Origin of the sequence: Butyrivibrio proteoclasticus (assembly GCF_900115735.1) — a bacterium.
Classification (GTDB): domain Bacteria; phylum Bacillota; class Clostridia; order Lachnospirales; family Lachnospiraceae; genus Butyrivibrio; species Butyrivibrio proteoclasticus_B.
In genome coordinates, this window is the sequence record NZ_FOXO01000007.1 from 51,538 (window position 1) to 67,135 (window position 15,598).

The following is a 15,598-nucleotide window of genomic DNA, read 5'->3' on the forward strand; positions in this document are numbered from 1 at the left end:
TAAAAAAGCTTGCTAAAACCTCAGCAAGCTTTTTTTATTTGTTTTATGCGTTCGTTGACGGGTCAATGCTCTCGGCAGTAAATACAGGATTTGGATTTACCGGTGGAACATTTTCAGGAGCGGATTGAGTATTTAATGTAACAGATTCAGGTGTTACGTTTGCAGGACTTTCTACAGCCGGCTGAATGTTTTCAGGAAATACTACAGGAGCAATGGATCCTATTGAATCTATTGTAGGAGCAGCCATCTGAACCTCCGGACCAAGAGGCTTATCCTCTTTTGACATCTTTTTTACCATCTTGATTGCTTTAACTGTCATAAATATCTCAAGAAGGATAAAGATAAGAAACATACCATCATATTCAAGTGAGCAACTGAAATCATAGAAACCATGAAGGAAAATAGGAACAAGAAGCGCTTTATTTAAGTTGTCTTTTTTGCCTTTCTCATCACCTCTGAGCTCACATCCCTTGGCTATACCGTAGTAGATACCCATGAAGATACCGAAGATGCAGTGCCCGGGAACAGCAGTAACAGCACGCATTACAGCAGTTGAAAAACCACCCTGGAATACATATAGGATATTTTCGAGTGTGGCAAAACCAAGTGAAGCGCAAACAGAATAAACGATTCCATCGAATGAGAAATTGAACTCTTTGTTTTTCCAGGTAGCCTTTTTGAGGACAAAATATTTTCCTGTTTCCTCGGCAAGCGCAACTACGCAGAACATCTCAAAGAATGTATACAGAGCATTTGGTGTGTAGAAAAAGAATGATAAAATAAATAATCCTATCTCTTCTAAGATCATGGCGCTGATTGTTGTAAGAGCGCCAAGTCCGAAAACTTTTGCCATAAGTGAAAATGGCTCTTTCTCGATGTTATCAGCTCTGTAGATAACAACGAGCAGAACGATTGCAGGAAGTACTGCAAGTAAAGCTAGTGTTGACATTAAAATTTTTCCCCTTTTATACTTTTTTCCGTAATTAAAAATCAATTACTTGGTTAAGTTATTATATTTCAGGCTAAATGTCAACTTAATAATGGTAGGGGGAGATGAGATTCATTTACAATCTTAATATGTATTATTGATTTCATTAAATATAAAGGTATAATCTTGGATATGATGAAAAAACAATTCTTTTTACTTTATTTTATATTTTTGCTGTCCCTAAGTGGATGCAGTTTAGAACAAATTGGGGAACATGAGGCAAGTGCAGAGCTTAGCCTTGAACAAATATATAGTTACTTTGAAACTGAAGAGGAAGATACTAAAGAAGATTCCGGTCAGTATAGTACTTTGGAAGAAAGCGGCAATGACATGCTTTCAGATTCTTCAGATGTAGCTGCTACAGAGACAAAAAGTGGTATTCTTTCAGATCCTTCAGATATAAACTTGCGGGATACATATGGAAATGGTAAAAATTATGTTTTTACATATGGAAATGAAGAGTTTTCAGCTGTATATACCACGGATAATTGGAGAATATACGATTCTTACAAGATAAACAATACTGAAGATATTACTATTATATGCGAGGCGCTTATTAGAGTTCATCAGATTCATGGAAGTGATATGGAGTCTTATAGGACAGCAGAGGATATGGCATATGAATGGCTTCAGCACAATATCGCATATCAAATTTTGTCAGATGACAGTTCCTGGAAGGTTCATGCACAGAATGTTGATTTAGATCCAAAAGACCAGGGTAAAAGTATTTCTGAAATATATGAGGATAGAACCGGCAAAGAGTTTAATATAAAAGAATTTCTGCAGTCACCATGAAACTATAGTTCGTATTTGGATTTCTTTCTGCGTATCTCGTCCATATATGCAGCAGTAATAATACCTGTAGGAAGTGCGATGACAGCCATTCCTACAAGAGCAGATATCATAGTAATAACTCTTCCGGCTGTTGTGATAGGAGATATATCACCATAACCTATAGTTGTTATGGAGATTGTTGCCCAATACAAAGCATCAAGGAAATTGTTAAAAAGAGATGCTTCCAGCTGAAAAATCAGCATTGCAGAGATAAAAATATATATCATAATCAGGATGAGTACTGCGCCAAGTTGTTTCTTTACTTTTCTTAATACATTTGAGATTACGACCATGGTTTTTGAGTATCGGACAAGCTTGACTATTCTGAATGCTCTGAAAAGGCGAAGAAGTTTAAGGGAGGTATTTACCGGCCATATAACATATAGTATAGGAACGAGAGAGAGCAAATCAAATATTGCCAGTGGCGAAAAGAAATATGCTATATAAGCGCTTATACTTTTATAGCCCATTTTATAATCGGCGGTATATAGCCTCGCACAATAATCTATTAATAAAATTATGAATGTGAATACATCGATATATTTTGAATAGATATTTTCGTTTTTTAACGTAAGTGGAATAAGGCTTACGATTACAGCAGTGGTCATCAGCATGTCATAAGCCTTTGATGAAACATCACCTGTATGAGATGCTTCCAGTACTTCATATACTCTTCTTTTTGAATCTTCACTCATAGATATGTCCCCTTATTTGGCGAATATAGCCAAAATTCCCAAAATAATCAGAATTACAGAAAAGAGCTGACACAGTCCGACAAATATTTTGGATTTGTAAAAGCGTTTGTCTTTTATTATTCCCGAATCATGGATCAGGTTTTCGTTTTTCTTACTAAATTTCATAAGTATTTGCTCCATCCGCATTCTTAACAAGATATAATCGATGCTATATAATAATGTTATCGTAATTGCGATAGCGCATCAAGAATTTAATTTTCTTTTAATTTAGTATTGATAAAAAACATCAAGTGTATTATTATTTATACATGATTAATGCATAAAAATACAAAAATCAATATTAGAATGCATATTTCAATAAAATGTATGCATATAGGAGGAAAAATTATGAAAAAGAAAATCGTTTCTTTGTTTATGGCGTCAATGATGGCAATTCTTGCTGTTGGATGCGGGTCTTCTTCATCTACTACAAATGAGAGCGCGGATGGTGCTAATTCAGGTGTTTCCACAGTTACAGCAGGAAAGCTTACAGTAGCCACATCTCCTGACTTTGCTCCATATGAGTTCTATGCAGTAGATGAGAGCGGAACTCCACAGCTTGCAGGATTTGATATTGCACTTGCTCAGTACATAGCGGATTATCTCGGACTTGAGCTTGAGGTTGTTCCTGTTGACTTTGATGGCGTTTTGATGGAACTTCAGACTAAGGCTGTTGACCTTGGCGTTGCAGGTCTTTCACCTGATCCAAAACGTGAATCAATTATGGATTTTTCTGATATCTATTATGAAGGTGGACAGTCATTTGTATGTACTCAGGCCAACAAGGATAAGTTTGCAAGCCTTGCTGATGTTAATGCTGCAGGTCTTCAGATTGGTGCTCAGACAGGTTCAATTCAGGTGGATCTTGCACAGACAAACAGTCCTGATGCTGATCTTATTCAGCTTACAAAGGTAACAGATATCGTTGCAGAGTTGATTGCCGGTAAGCTTGATGGTGCATATATTGAGACAGCTGTTGCAGAAAGTTATGCTAAGAACTATCCGGATCTTTGTGTAGTTCTTGATGTTCCTTATGATGGTGCAGAAGGCTCTGCTATTGGAATTTCAAAAGGTAATGAAGCGCTTAAGGCAGCTGTAAATGAAGCAATCAAGAGTGCAAAAGAAAGTGGCAAGATGGATGAGTTTGTTGCAACTGCCAATGAGCAGGCAAGTGGCGAGATCATCGAGGGCTTGCTTGATAACTGATATTGGACAGGTTGCTGATTGTGGTCACTAAATACTTTGAATATCATAGAAAAATAATGCAGGGCAGATCATAAAAAGGATTCTGCTCTGCATAAGAAAATAAGGATGGATATGGATAGTTTTATTAAGGCAGAAAATTTCACTAAGATTTCTCCCTATGCCAGCCTGTTCTGGCAGGGTATTGTAGTCACTGTAATGCTTTCATTATTTACAGTGGCTATTGGTTTTGTTTTGGCACTTATTTTATCGAGCATGAGAATGTCAAAATTTTATCCACTTGCGTTTTTGGGACTTGATAAGGAGGGACACCAGAGAGAGAAAGGGTTACTTGTTGCTATTGGAAAGTTCAATCCACTCAGTTTCCTTGCGACTGCATATGTTGAAATTTTAAGATCAACACCTGTTATTGTTCAGGTTGCAATTATATATTATGGTGTTTTTGGTTCCCTTATCACACTTCCTAGCTTTACGTTCATGGGATTTATTAAGTTTGAGAGGTTTTTCCCCGGTGTTATAGCTCTTGGAATGAACTCCGGTGCATATCTTTGTGAGATCATGAGATCTGGAATACAGTCAATTGATGGCGGACAGACAGAGGCTTCAAGATCACTTGGAATGAGCCAGCTTCAAACTATGAGATATATTATTTTGCCTCAGGCTATCAAGAATATTCTTCCTGCAATAGCTAACGAATTTGTAGTCATTATAAAAGAGTCAGCAATTACTTATACTATAGGTGTTCAGGATATTATGTCAGCTGTAAATGCGGTAAGAGGTGCTACTTTCATTATCATCGAGCCTTTACTTGTAGCAACGGCAATATATTTCTGCCTGTGTTTCCCTACAAGTAAACTGATAGCACATTTTGAAAGGAGAATGAGCCGTGGCGACAAGAGATAAACTGATCAAGATAGTTGATTTGGAAAAACATTATAATGGCGGTAAGATTAAAGCTCTTGACGGAGTGACTGTTGATATAGACAAAGGAGATGTAATGGTTGTTATCGGTCCTTCCGGTAGTGGAAAATCAACCTTTCTTCGTTCCCTGAACCTTCTTGAGGAGCCGACAGGCGGAGCTATTATTTTTGATGATGTTGATATTACCAAGAAAAAATATAAGGATAAAAACGGTAAGTGGGTAAAGGTAAATATGGATCTTCACAGGCAGAAGATGGGAATGGTGTTTCAACATTTTAATCTTTTTCCACATATGACCATTATGGAAAATATGATTCTTGCCCCGGTTAAGGTAAAAAATGTACCTGAGGAAGAAGCTAAAAAGAAAGCGTTAGAGCTCCTTAAAAGAGTCGGACTTGAGGACAGAGCCAATTCTTATCCTATTCAGCTTTCCGGCGGACAAAAACAACGTATAGCTATTGTCAGAGCTCTTATGATGGAACCTGAAGTTATGCTGTTTGATGAGCCTACATCAGCTCTTGATCCAGAGATGGTAGGAGAGGTTTTGGATGTTATGAAGCAGCTTGCGGCTGAAGGAATGACTATGGTTGTTGTTACTCATGAAATGGGCTTTGCAAGAGAGGTTGGAAACAGAGTTCTTTTCATGGCTGATGGTAAGCTTCTTGAGCAGGGGACTCCTTCAGAAGTATTTGAACATCCAAAGCATCCAAGACTTCAGGAATTTTTCAGCAAAGTTCTATAGAAATATATGACTTCTTGAACTAAATAACCGGATGAATGGGGCTTGATGATGGATAAGTATAAAAAAATAGCAGTAGAAGAGATAGAGAAAAAAGAAAAACTTATATATGATGTGTCCGATAAAATATGGGATTACGCAGAGATCTCCCTGCAGGAGAATAAGTCATGCAAGCTGTATTGTAAGGTCATGGGAGACGAAGGATTTGAGGTCAGAAAAGGTTTGGGCGGCATTACAACAGCCTTTATGGCCTCTTTTGGCAGTGGGAAACCTGTAATAGGACTTTTGGCTGAGTATGATGCTCTTTCAGGTATTCCTAAGTGTGATGTGGAAAAGAAAGAGCATCTGGATGTTGAAAAACTTGAAGAAAGCATAACCTCGGACAGCTCAGCGCATGGATGCGGTCATAATCTTTTGGGCGCAGGAGCCATGGCTGCAGCAATAGGAATAAAGAAATACCTGCAGGAATCAGGGCATGAGGGTACGATTATTTTGTATGGATGCCCCGGAGAAGAGGGCTGCGCTTCAAAAGCTTTTTTTGCACGAGATGGTATATGGAATGACCTGGATGCCGCGCTGACCTGGCATCCCGCAGATTGCAATGAGGTTGTGACAGGGTCATCTAACTCCTGTATTCAGGTGAAGTATACGTTTAAAGGTGTATCATCACATGCTTCTGCTGCACCGGAGAAAGGCAGGAGTGCCTTGGATGCAGTGGAACTGATGAATATTGGCGTTCAGTTTTTAAGAGAGCACATGAGCGACAAAGCCAGAGTTCATTACGCTATAACAGATGCAGGTGGTATTAGTCCCAACGTAGTTCAGGCCAGGGCACAGGTCCTTTATATGGTAAGATCGAATCATGTAAAAGAAGCATTGGAACTTCAAAAGCGAGTTGACAAGATTGCAGAGGGTGCAGCTCTTATGACTGATACAACTGTAGAGAGAACATTTATAGATGGCATGTCGGATACTGTTACCAATAGGACTTTGGAAAAAATAGCGTACAGTAACTTTGAAGAACTGGGGGTTCCCTCTCATAATGAAGCTGAACTTCAGATTGCTGAAAAGATTGCGCTAACATATGATGGCAGGGATAAAAATCCAGGTATTGGGTCTTCTTTTGACGAAGAGTATGCCAGGAAATCTGCCTTGCTGAGAAAAGAAAATGCTACTTATATGAATGATTTCTTGTTGCCGCATTTCTTGGGAGATGCTTTTGAAGCCTCTTCAACTGATGTAGGAGATGTTAGCAACAATTGCCCAACTCTTCAAATTCATGTGGCATCCTGGCCTAATGGGTGTCCGGGACACAGTTGGCAGAATGTAGCATGCGGCGGTACTTCTATTGGTCGAAAAGCCGCGCTCCACGCAGGGAAGGTACTTGCAGCGACAGCAATAGATCTTTTTGAAAATAAAGAAATAATAAAAGAAAGCACTTTGGAATTAATGGAAAGAACAAAAGATGGCTACAATTGTCCAATTCCAGAAGGAGCTTTAGCAAAGATTTAAATGAAAACTTCCCACACGGAACTGTGGGAAGTTTTTTACTAAAACATATTGACTTATGTATTGCTTTTTAGATAGAATCATTCGGTATATGTTTTAAAGATAGGATAGATAGTTATGCAGAATTTATTAGGTAAGATAAAGGCTTTTAACAATAAACACAGGAATGTTGCTCCGTTTTTAATATGGATTGAAATTGTTCTTATAGTCCTTGCAAGTATTATAAAAAATGTTTGCAGACATTATAAAATTCTTTTGGCGGGAGCGATAGTTTTGTTGGTGATTGGAATTTCAGCGAAATATCTGACAGCAGCTAAAAAAATGCCTTCAGTAGAAACTCCTATATCAGGAGTTACGGTGGAGGATGAGGCTGTAGCTGAGATTTCAAATGCTGCTGCAATGAGTGAAGCAAGTTACGCTTATAGCCAGATAGCTGATGTTCAGGATGCAGACATTGCAACAACTTTAGAAAGCTCTGATGATTTAGCTCATGTAGAAATTACAGAGGCTGCAGCTACAGCAGAAAGCAGTGAACCTGCTTATGTAGATTCTGGTATTTCTCAGTTTATGGAAACCCATCCTGAGGCTGTAGGCTGGATAAGATTTGAGGATGATCTTATAAGCAGTCCTTTAATGCAGGCAGATGACAATTCTAAATATGCTTTAAAGGATGCGGATGGAAATGACTCTGCTGCAGGAGCTATTTTCCTTGATTACAGATCATCAGCTGATTTTTCGGATTCGAATACTATAATCTATGGTCATAATATGCGTGACAGAAGTATGTTTGGTGCTTTGAAAATTTATAAAGAGAATCTTGAATTCTTGGATGAGCACAAATATTTCCAGATTATAACTCCTGAGGGAAGCAGCAGATACATGATTTTCGCATTCATGGATGTTCCAAAGAATTCTTATATCTATGATGTTTGTGGTGATAATATATCCAGAATGCGTGAGTTTCTTGATACGATAGAGTATAAGACCTACATTGACACAGGAATAGAGCCAACTGTTGATGACAAGATAATAACTCTTTCAACCTGCACTCAGAAGGACGATCTGTTCTTTGTTATGTTCGCTGTTAAAGTAGATGAGTAATATTTGCACAAATATATTTAGAGATTGTCTTCGCCCCATTTTTTCAGTTCCAGAAGAATGGGGATGAGGCTTCTTGCTTTGTCGGTGAGTGTATATTCAACTCTGACAGGCATCTCATTATACATTTTTCTTTCTACGAGACCATCTTTTTCAAGTTCCTTTAAAGAATTGGCAAGCATTGTATTGGTGATGCCGGCAATAGAGCGGCTTAATTCGCCATATCTGACGGTTTCGTTGTTATCGATGACACAAAGGATCATAATCTTCCATTTTCCACCAACTATGTTTATAACTTTTTTTAAACCACAGCCTTCGCCTGCAATACTGTTGCATAAAGGCTCTTTTTTTGCGTCTTTTTTCATGGTATGTTTTTCCTTACCAGATACATATAAACTGCGTACTTGATATATTTTTTATACCTAATACAATATAAGCGTTGGCTGAAAAATACAAGTATTTTTTATGAAAAAAGAAAGGAAAGTAGGAGATGAGAAAGTCTGTTAATGATATTAACAGATGTGTTGCCTGCGGAGTCTGTGCTAAAGAGTGTCCCAGAGATGCAATCAGCATATTCAAAGGTTGCTATGCAGTGATCAATCATGATAAATGTGTGGGCTGTGGAATATGTGAAGGCGCTTGTCCTGCAGGTTCAGTAAGTGTTCAGGAGGTTTCTGATGGCAAAAAATAAGAAAAAACATTGGTATGATTATCTTTGGATATGGACAATTATTTATTTTGCACTGGGCTTTTTTAATATTCTTTTTGCATGGCTTGGTATGATTGATTTTATACTTCCACTGATTTTTGCAATAGCCGGTGGCAATAAGTGGTTTTGCAATCATATGTGTGGAAGAGGGCAGTTATTTTGGGCCCTTGGTCGAAATTTAAAGTGCTCCAGAAGAAAAAAAGCTCCGGCATGGCTTTCGTCGAAATGGTTTAGATATGGATTTTTGGCGTTCTTTTTAACAATGTTTGGCACAATGGTGTTTCAGACGTATCTGGTATTTTCAGGGGCTGGGTCTTTGCGCAAGGCAATAAAACTGTTCTGGACCTTTAAAGTGCCGTGGAAATGGGCTTATAATGGATCTATATTCCCTGATTGGGTAGCTCAGTTTGGCTTTGGATTTTACAGTCTGATGCTTACATCAACGCTTATTGGGCTTATAGTTATGGCGCTGTATAAAGAGAGAACCTGGTGCTCATTTTGTCCAATGGGAACAATGACTCAGGGAATCTGCAAGATTAAAGAGAAGAGAGGATAATAATGATGACTATAGAAGAAAGAGCAGCAAAAGCTGTAGAAATGAAAACATCCGGAATGTACAACTGCGCGCAGTCAGTAGCAGTGGCACTTGCTGATGAGACTGAGCTTAGTGAGCAGCAGCTTTGTCAGTTAACAGCAGGATTTTGTGCAGGGATGGGAAACATGGAGGCTACTTGTGGAGCGCTTATAGGTGCCGGAATGATCACAGGCATGAAAACTGGGGGAAAAGGAACTCTTGCCAAGACAAGACAGATTCAGGAAGAGTTTGGAAGAAGATGCGGCGCCATAAAGTGCAGAGATCTTAAGACCGTTACAGATGGAAAGCCCCTTTGCCCATGTGAAGAGTGCGTAAGAAATGCCGTGATGGTCTATGGCGAAGTTATGGCACTGGGGTTACAGCTTTTTGATCAGGAAAAAATGAAAGAAAAATAAAAAAATGATAACAGCTATTAACAATTAACTTATGTTATCCGATAATAAGAGTGTAAGGAATACTATAGCCATTTCCTGCACTCTTTTTTATCGGAAATGATATTTTCGATAAAAGCGCTCCGCTATGGATGCGACTGGTGTGCAAATGTGTATGCAAGCTGAAGCTTGCGCACACCAGCGCCAGAGAATTGTAAACAATTCTCTGATTAAAGTGCAGGAGGGAGTTTACAAAAAGTTGGAGGTTCATATGCCAAGAGAAGAGATGCTTCCAAGTGAGAGCGAATGGCTTATTATGGAGACTTTATGGAATTGTGATCACGATCTTACTTCATCAGAGATAACAGAAAGACTTCCTGGGGCTTCCAGCATGACGCAGAGGATGGTAAGGGTTCTGATCAACAGGCTTTGCAAAAAAGGACTTCTTTCATATACAGTTGATCCGCACGACAGTAGGGTTTATCACTATACTGCAACAAAAGGGAGGGATGAACTCAGACGTGAAAAGAGCAAGGCCTTTGCCAATAGCTACTTTGGAGGTAATACTGCCGGTGCTGCATTTGCTTTTTTGGAAAATGAGAAGCTTACTAAAGAACAGATTGCAGAGCTGGAAGCTATTATAAAGAAATCTAAGAAACAGTAAAACCGGAATTTACTAGGGACATCAGATATGTGCTCACGGATGAGCTTATGGAGGACAGGGAATGTCGTTTCAAGAGTTTTTGCATGGTCTATATGAATTTTTACATTTCGTATGCGTATATTATGCGACCATACTTGGTTTTTGTGCGCTTATGTCAGTGATCGTTATAGGGATCATCATGTTGCTCAGAAGTATTTTGCTTTCCAAGTCCATATTTGGGAAAGCTGCTTTATGGGCGCTGATGATTCCTTGTTTATTTTGTGGAAAACTGCACTTTTACGTGGAAACAAAGCTTGGTGTAAAGCTCTTTTACTGGTGGTATGCACTTTGTGGCAAGTGGCAGATTATTTCTCTGATATATATTCTTATAGGAATCAGTCTTGCAATCTGGCTCATTATTCGAAGGAGAAAGCTGCACAGACTGGTACGAAAACTTGATGACTATAAAGAGGATATGTCAAGATTCAGCATAAAGGTTATTGATGGAGACGTCTCCTCCTTCTGTACAGGGTGTATTAGGCCGGTCATTGTTATTTCAAACAGATTGGAAAAAACTCAAATACAGACAGTTATTAAACACGAAGAAACTCACATAATGCTGGGACACCTGTGGATTCAGCTTTTATGGGAGGCCATTCGAATACTGTTATGGCCCAATGTATTTCTGCATATCGGTGAAAGATATTTGAAAAGGGATCTTGAAGATGTCTGTGATGCCGTAACGATGCAGCGAAATGATATAGGAGCGATAGAGTACGGCGAGGTTCTTTTGGATAATGCTAAACGACTATCTGGAATAAGAGGAATTTCTGGAGCCAGAAGCGGGTTGTCTTTTTCCTGGGACGATAACTATAAGGTACTCAAGAAGAGATTAGGAAGAATAACAGAGCATAGGAAGTATAACAGGAGGCTTATTGCGGCAGGTATGTTTTTGTCTATAGTTCTTGTTATATCAATGATAGTAGGAATCAAAAACGTATCTTATGCAAGGTATAATCCTATGGACATTTCGGGTATTTACAGTGAGGAAAAAATGGAGATTCTTGCGTATGATCGTGATGAGTCTATTGTTACTTATGATGATGAGTTCATTTTCATCGATTGTACAGAGCTTAAGCGCCGGTGCCCGGAAATCTTGAATGAGGAAAAAGATATTTACTTTACCGTAGGAGGTTACTACAAGTTTCCTGGTATGGGCGGTGGCAGTGACATCGGATGGGTAAGTGCCAAGACTATAGCAGATAATGATGGAGTCATTAAGATAGAGAAGTACAGTGGAATTGATTTCTGGACCGGGATAATCAAGTGGATGTGACACTGGGGACGGAGTCAATGGCTTATTTTGTGAACGTGGACAGGAGGTGATTATGTGAATGGATGGGAAGTTTCCGTAAGCGGCAATACAACGCATTACAGGAAAAAACTATACGATGCTTATGGCAATCATGTAGGAACCATAGGAATTTGCAAGCCTACCAAACAGACCGGAAAGAAAAAGAAACCTGTACTGTACAGCTTTAAGCAGGTTTCTTCACAGGTATTACAGGCAAAAACATCTACGAAGGCCATGCAGGTCTCTAATGGCATACGTGCAAAAATAGGGCTGTTAAAAAAACAGCTTAAAAATGGAGATGTGGACGAAGAAGAAATCCTCAGAGCCATACTTCATGCTGAAATGGTCATGAGAGCCTGTGATAAGAAAAAGAAGAACCTCAAGATGGAAGAGACTGCTGAGAGAAACCTTGAGGGAGCTGAAGAGATTCCTACCGAGCCAGAAGAACCCGCTCCGGATGCGGAATCAGAAGAAGAGATAAGAGAGCTTGAGCAGGAAGAGTTTGAGGCTCTGATGGAAAAGCTGGAACTTAGTGCTGATGAGATGATGGAAATGGCCGAAGAAACTGTAGAGCTTGATGAGGAACTTGATGAGATGGCAGAAGCTCTATCAGGCTCTATGACACCGGAAGACCTTGAGCAGCTCAAGGTTAAGCACAGATCAGATGAGGCCAGGGATATATTAAAAGCAGATCTTAAATATCTGAAGGCATTATTTGACAGGTTACAGTCAGAAAAAGAGAATGCAGGAAAGGCAAACTTTTCTGGAAATTATGATAGTGGAGTATCACTTTCACTTGGTGGAGGAATGGATATGCCAGTAATGACAACGCAGGAAGTACAGCAACCAGATATCGGTGGATCGATGGATATTGAAGTGTGAATAGTAGCGATTTTTTTACCTTGATGGTTAACAAATGTTAGCAAAATACAAATGGAAATATGTCAAGGTAGAAATACGCATTTGCTGCGTATTACGTAAGAAAATGAAACATGAGTGAGGGACGACCTTTTGCCTTGGCAAACTTAAAATGTCGTCCCGAATTGATACGAGCGATTTAATCGCGAGTAGCAAAGGAGGCGCAGATGGCTATTTCAAATGTTATGACAAGATCTCTCTTATCTGCCAGTTCTGCGATGAAGCAGGTAAGAGCACAGGAAGGAATCAAAAAGCAGATGGAAGGCAAAGCTGGCGTTCTGAAAGCAGAGATAAAACAAGATTCCGGCAGAGGCGGTGATACAGCCAAAAAGGAAGAAGAACTTGCCGTAATGGAAAAGAAAGCAACTGATATCGGAAATATGCAGATGAATCAGTTGTCAGAGATGAATAAGAACATGGATAAGGCTCTAAAGGCTGATGCTGAAGAACAGAAGAGAGCAGAAAAATTAGAAGAGCAGCGTGATAAGAAGCGCGCTGAAAAGAGAGAACAGCTTGGGGAGCTTCAGGAGAAGATTGCAGAGAGTACAGTTTCTGTGGATGGTGCTGAAGTTACAGTTGTTTCAGCACCTGATACTAAGACAGGGGAAGTGCATTTGGATGAAGCTATTGCTTCAACCAGTGCATCAGAAGTAAAAACAGCAATTACCGGATCAGTAACAATGGATACAAAGGTGTAAAGAAAAACGACAAGGAGGTTAATGATGAGTATGAGTATTACAAGTAATTATGGAAACTATGGCTATTATAACAATTTTATAAAAGAAAATGAGAGCGGTTCGGTGCAAGCTGAATCGAAAAAACCGATTCAGGCACCTATCGCAGGGGCATTACCGACACAGAGCACAGAACGCTCTGTGGGTCCTGCTCCCCAGGCGGCTGTATATGAAAAAAAGTCTGATGATAGCAGTAATAAGGCTGCTTATGAAATCGCCAGGAAATCCCCTGCAGACAGAGCAGCTATTGTTCAGCAGATGAAAGCTGCAGAGGAGCAGCAGAGAAGCCAGCTGATGGCTATAGTCCAGAAAACTCTACAGGGACAGGTAGGTGCATACGGCAAGGCCACAGGAAGTAATATGTGGCAGCAGCTTGCTGGTGGAAACATCAAGGTTGATGCAGCTACTAGAGCACAGGCACAGAAAGATATTTCGGAAGATGGATACTATGGTGTAAAGCAGACATCCCAGAGGTTATTTGACTTTGCTGCAGCCCTTGCCGGAGATGATGTCGACAAGATGAAAGAGATGCAGAAAGCCATGGAAAAGGGATTCAAGCAGGCTATAAAGACCTGGGGACGTGAACTCCCGGCTATATGCAAAGAGACTATGAATGCAGCCAATAAGCTGTTTGAGGATTACTATTCGTCTAAAGAACAAGTTGGTTGATCAAGGAATGGGCTGTTAGGTATGGTAGATGGACTTAAAAGTTTTTTCAGGGAGCTCTTAGATCCAAATCCTATCAAAGAAAAGCACGTCAACCTTACGGTGGAACAGCTTGAAGAGCTTCAGAAAATATTGGAGAACGCCTATGAATATAAACATGCAAGGATTAAATCTTCTTAACAGACCTATGAGCAAAGCTACGCAGGACCGGATGGAGAGGCAGGCAAAGCGCGACAATCAGATTGCTTTCTTTGAAAAGCAGAAAGAAAATCTTAAGAACATGAAAACTAATTCTCTGGAGGATATCCAGAGAAAGCTCGATATGTTCCAGCAGTATGATGATCAGATTGATGCAGCTAAGGCTTCATATAACAATTCCCAGATGTTTCATATTTTGGATGAAGCCAGAGAGCGCGGTGAGAAAATTGCTGAAGAAGCTGAGAAGATGGCTCCAAAGACACCGGAAGAGCGTCGTGAAGAAATGATCGAGGAAGCTACCGGCATTGATAAGGATAAAGGTACCCTTTCTGAGGTCATGGATGAGTTAGAGGAGCAGATTGAAGAAATCACTGAAATGACAGAGGATATGGCAGAGCTTAACGAGGAGAATCTCGAGGCACTATCAGATGAAGCTCTTGATGAAACTGATGCCGCTGCAATTGAACAGGTAAAAGAACAAAATGACATGCTGGCTGACAGAACACTGCCTGAAAAATACAGGCATATTGATTACCACATTTAAGGAACGGATTCCGGTAATTAGCAAAGGAGAGTGGATATATGTCAACAATCAGAGGATATTCACAGAGTAACTATTATGATAGCGCTGATAACGACTATAGCGCATATAACCAAAATGCAAGTTCATTCCTGGCTGGTCTAAGTATCAATTCAGGAGCTGGCAATAATAATGGCATCATGGGTGGGATAAACCTCTCAGATTATGCCAGCATAAAGAATGGATCCTATGGAAAACTTGTTAAGGCTTACTATGCAAAACAGAAAGCTGATAGTGTTTCATCAGGCAGAGATTCGTCAGCAAAACTTACATCTATGGGAAGTGCTGCAGGAACTCTTGCAAAGTCCGCAGGTGCTCTTATGAAGGACTCGCTTTGGGAAAAGAAACAGATAAAGACAAAAGATGAGAAGACAGGCGAGGAAACTACAAAAGAAGATTATGATTGGGATTCCATTACTAAAGCAGTAAAGTCATTTGCCTACAATTACAACAAGACAATTGAGAGTGCAGGAAGTTCAAACACAAAGGATGTCCTCAGAAATGCTGCATGGATGACCAAGACAACAAAATCTACAGAAAGACTTCTGGAGCGTGCAGGTATATCTGTAGGAGCGGATAATAAGCTTGAGCTGGATGAGGATGCCCTCAAAAAAGCAGATATCAGCACTTTGAAGAGTGTATTTACTGGCTATAATTCTTTTGCATCAAAGGTTTACGATAAGGCGCAGTCCATGACAAATGCTGCAGCAAGAGCGGGTGGAACATATACGAGCACGGGCAATTATTCAGATGTTCTGTCATCGATTCTACCGTCGAATATCGATAAAAAAGAGTGACAATTTA

Annotated in this window: 21 protein-coding genes; 17 read left to right on the top strand and 4 right to left on the bottom strand. The window is 39.7% G+C overall.

Features of this window, described 5'->3' with window-relative positions; translation table 11 throughout:
• Positions 1-43: 43 nt before the first annotated feature.
• Complete coding sequence (locus BM146_RS05890; RefSeq protein ID WP_074885783.1) at positions 44-949, bottom strand: PrsW family intramembrane metalloprotease; 906 nt, start codon at positions 947-949, stop codon at positions 44-46.
• Between the two features lie 171 nt (positions 950-1,120).
• Between BM146_RS05890 and BM146_RS05895 the strand changes: the two genes are divergently transcribed.
• On the top strand, positions 1,121-1,783 hold the full coding sequence (locus BM146_RS05895) for a hypothetical protein (protein ID WP_143087430.1): 663 nt from the start codon (positions 1,121-1,123) through the stop codon (positions 1,781-1,783).
• Positions 1,784-1,785: 2 nt separating this feature from the next.
• On the opposite strand, the gene BM146_RS05900 is transcribed toward BM146_RS05895, so the two are convergent.
• On the bottom strand, positions 1,786-2,517 hold the full coding sequence (locus BM146_RS05900; RefSeq protein ID WP_074885788.1) for an ion transporter: 732 nt from the start codon (positions 2,515-2,517) through the stop codon (positions 1,786-1,788).
• A gap of 12 nt (positions 2,518-2,529) precedes the next feature.
• On the bottom strand, positions 2,530-2,682 hold the full coding sequence (locus BM146_RS19385) for a hypothetical protein (protein WP_177201601.1): 153 nt from the start codon (positions 2,680-2,682) through the stop codon (positions 2,530-2,532).
• A 222-nt stretch (positions 2,683-2,904) separates the two neighbouring features.
• On the opposite strand from BM146_RS19385, the gene BM146_RS05905 reads away from it, so the two are divergent.
• From BM146_RS05905 to BM146_RS05925, 5 genes are all read left to right on the top strand, one after another.
• Positions 2,905-3,762, top strand: a complete 858-nt coding sequence (locus BM146_RS05905; RefSeq protein ID WP_074885790.1) for a transporter substrate-binding domain-containing protein — start codon at positions 2,905-2,907, stop codon at positions 3,760-3,762.
• 111 nt (positions 3,763-3,873) lie between these two features.
• Positions 3,874-4,662, top strand: coding sequence for an amino acid ABC transporter permease (locus tag BM146_RS05910; RefSeq protein ID WP_143087432.1), 789 nt, complete (start codon positions 3,874-3,876; stop codon positions 4,660-4,662).
• Complete coding sequence (locus BM146_RS05915; RefSeq protein WP_074885797.1) at positions 4,646-5,422, top strand: amino acid ABC transporter ATP-binding protein; 777 nt, start codon at positions 4,646-4,648, stop codon at positions 5,420-5,422. The genes BM146_RS05910 and BM146_RS05915 overlap by 17 nt, the downstream gene beginning before the upstream one ends.
• Positions 5,423-5,470: 48 nt before the next feature.
• Complete coding sequence (locus tag BM146_RS05920; RefSeq protein WP_074885800.1) at positions 5,471-6,931, top strand: amidohydrolase; 1,461 nt, start codon at positions 5,471-5,473, stop codon at positions 6,929-6,931.
• Positions 6,932-7,045: 114 nt separating this feature from the next.
• Positions 7,046-8,029 (top strand): class B sortase, encoded by a 984-nt coding sequence (locus tag BM146_RS05925; RefSeq protein ID WP_074885803.1) that lies wholly within the window; start codon positions 7,046-7,048, stop codon positions 8,027-8,029.
• Between the two features lie 17 nt (positions 8,030-8,046).
• On the opposite strand, the gene BM146_RS05930 is transcribed toward BM146_RS05925, so the two are convergent.
• Entirely contained in the window at positions 8,047-8,391 is a 345-nt protein-coding gene (locus tag BM146_RS05930) for a winged helix-turn-helix transcriptional regulator (RefSeq protein WP_074885807.1), read from the bottom strand.
• 125 nt (positions 8,392-8,516) lie between these two features.
• Here BM146_RS05930 and BM146_RS05935 point away from each other — a divergent pair, with 125 nt between their 5' ends.
• The 11 genes from BM146_RS05935 to BM146_RS18990 all read left to right on the top strand — a co-directional run bounded on the left by BM146_RS05935 (position 8,517) and on the right by BM146_RS18990 (position 15,591).
• Positions 8,517-8,717, top strand: a complete 201-nt coding sequence (locus BM146_RS05935) for a 4Fe-4S binding protein (protein ID WP_074885810.1) — start codon at positions 8,517-8,519, stop codon at positions 8,715-8,717.
• Complete coding sequence (locus BM146_RS05940) at positions 8,704-9,291, top strand: 4Fe-4S binding protein (protein WP_074885814.1); 588 nt, start codon at positions 8,704-8,706, stop codon at positions 9,289-9,291. The genes BM146_RS05935 and BM146_RS05940 overlap by 14 nt, the downstream gene beginning before the upstream one ends.
• A 2-nt stretch (positions 9,292-9,293) precedes the next feature.
• Positions 9,294-9,725: a C-GCAxxG-C-C family protein gene (locus tag BM146_RS05945; RefSeq protein ID WP_242949350.1), complete on the top strand. Its 432-nt coding sequence runs from the start codon at positions 9,294-9,296 to the stop codon at positions 9,723-9,725.
• A gap of 247 nt (positions 9,726-9,972) precedes the next feature.
• Positions 9,973-10,365 carry a BlaI/MecI/CopY family transcriptional regulator gene (locus BM146_RS05950; protein WP_074886058.1) on the top strand — a complete coding sequence of 131 codons (393 nt, stop codon included), beginning with the start codon at positions 9,973-9,975 and terminating at the stop codon, positions 10,363-10,365.
• Positions 10,366-10,426: 61 nt separating this feature from the next.
• Complete coding sequence (locus tag BM146_RS05955; protein WP_074885817.1) at positions 10,427-11,680, top strand: M56 family metallopeptidase; 1,254 nt, start codon at positions 10,427-10,429, stop codon at positions 11,678-11,680.
• Positions 11,681-11,734: 54 nt separating this feature from the next.
• Complete coding sequence (locus BM146_RS05960) at positions 11,735-12,580, top strand: hypothetical protein (RefSeq protein ID WP_074885819.1); 846 nt, start codon at positions 11,735-11,737, stop codon at positions 12,578-12,580.
• A gap of 203 nt (positions 12,581-12,783) precedes the next feature.
• A complete protein-coding gene (locus BM146_RS05965; RefSeq protein WP_074885822.1) occupies positions 12,784-13,314 on the top strand; it encodes a hypothetical protein in 531 nt (176 codons plus the stop codon).
• 30 nt (positions 13,315-13,344) lie between these two features.
• Entirely contained in the window at positions 13,345-14,019 is a 675-nt protein-coding gene (locus tag BM146_RS05970; protein ID WP_143087433.1) for a hypothetical protein, read from the top strand.
• 21 nt (positions 14,020-14,040) lie between these two features.
• Positions 14,041-14,196 (top strand): hypothetical protein, encoded by a 156-nt coding sequence (locus BM146_RS19390; protein WP_177201602.1) that lies wholly within the window; start codon positions 14,041-14,043, stop codon positions 14,194-14,196.
• Entirely contained in the window at positions 14,162-14,758 is a 597-nt protein-coding gene (locus BM146_RS05975; RefSeq protein ID WP_074885830.1) for a hypothetical protein, read from the top strand. The genes BM146_RS19390 and BM146_RS05975 overlap by 35 nt, the downstream gene beginning before the upstream one ends.
• 38 nt (positions 14,759-14,796) lie before the next feature.
• On the top strand, positions 14,797-15,591 hold the full coding sequence (locus BM146_RS18990; RefSeq protein ID WP_083413420.1) for a hypothetical protein: 795 nt from the start codon (positions 14,797-14,799) through the stop codon (positions 15,589-15,591).
• Positions 15,592-15,598 lie beyond the last annotated feature (7 nt).

Coding starts and splice junctions, on each gene's coding strand:
- BM146_RS05890 (WP_074885783.1), bottom strand. CDS start 949: ATGTCAACACTAGCTTTACTTGCAGTACTTCCTGCAATCGTTCTGCTC.
- BM146_RS05895 (WP_143087430.1), top strand. CDS start 1,121: ATGATGAAAAAACAATTCTTTTTACTTTATTTTATATTTTTGCTGTCC.
- BM146_RS05900 (WP_074885788.1), bottom strand. CDS start 2,517: ATGAGTGAAGATTCAAAAAGAAGAGTATATGAAGTACTGGAAGCATCT.
- BM146_RS19385 (WP_177201601.1), bottom strand. CDS start 2,682: ATGAAATTTAGTAAGAAAAACGAAAACCTGATCCATGATTCGGGAATA.
- BM146_RS05905 (WP_074885790.1), top strand. CDS start 2,905: ATGAAAAAGAAAATCGTTTCTTTGTTTATGGCGTCAATGATGGCAATT.
- BM146_RS05910 (WP_143087432.1), top strand. CDS start 3,874: ATGGATAGTTTTATTAAGGCAGAAAATTTCACTAAGATTTCTCCCTAT.
- BM146_RS05920 (WP_074885800.1), top strand. CDS start 5,471: ATGGATAAGTATAAAAAAATAGCAGTAGAAGAGATAGAGAAAAAAGAA.
- BM146_RS05925 (WP_074885803.1), top strand. CDS start 7,046: ATGCAGAATTTATTAGGTAAGATAAAGGCTTTTAACAATAAACACAGG.
- BM146_RS05930 (WP_074885807.1), bottom strand. CDS start 8,391: ATGAAAAAAGACGCAAAAAAAGAGCCTTTATGCAACAGTATTGCAGGC.
- BM146_RS05935 (WP_074885810.1), top strand. CDS start 8,517: ATGAGAAAGTCTGTTAATGATATTAACAGATGTGTTGCCTGCGGAGTC.
- BM146_RS05940 (WP_074885814.1), top strand. CDS start 8,704: ATGGCAAAAAATAAGAAAAAACATTGGTATGATTATCTTTGGATATGG.
- BM146_RS05945 (WP_242949350.1), top strand. CDS start 9,294: ATGATGACTATAGAAGAAAGAGCAGCAAAAGCTGTAGAAATGAAAACA.
- BM146_RS05950 (WP_074886058.1), top strand. CDS start 9,973: ATGCCAAGAGAAGAGATGCTTCCAAGTGAGAGCGAATGGCTTATTATG.
- BM146_RS05955 (WP_074885817.1), top strand. CDS start 10,427: ATGTCGTTTCAAGAGTTTTTGCATGGTCTATATGAATTTTTACATTTC.
- BM146_RS05965 (WP_074885822.1), top strand. CDS start 12,784: ATGGCTATTTCAAATGTTATGACAAGATCTCTCTTATCTGCCAGTTCT.
- BM146_RS05970 (WP_143087433.1), top strand. CDS start 13,345: ATGAGTATTACAAGTAATTATGGAAACTATGGCTATTATAACAATTTT.
- BM146_RS19390 (WP_177201602.1), top strand. CDS start 14,041: ATGGTAGATGGACTTAAAAGTTTTTTCAGGGAGCTCTTAGATCCAAAT.
- BM146_RS05975 (WP_074885830.1), top strand. CDS start 14,162: ATGAATATAAACATGCAAGGATTAAATCTTCTTAACAGACCTATGAGC.
- BM146_RS18990 (WP_083413420.1), top strand. CDS start 14,797: ATGTCAACAATCAGAGGATATTCACAGAGTAACTATTATGATAGCGCT.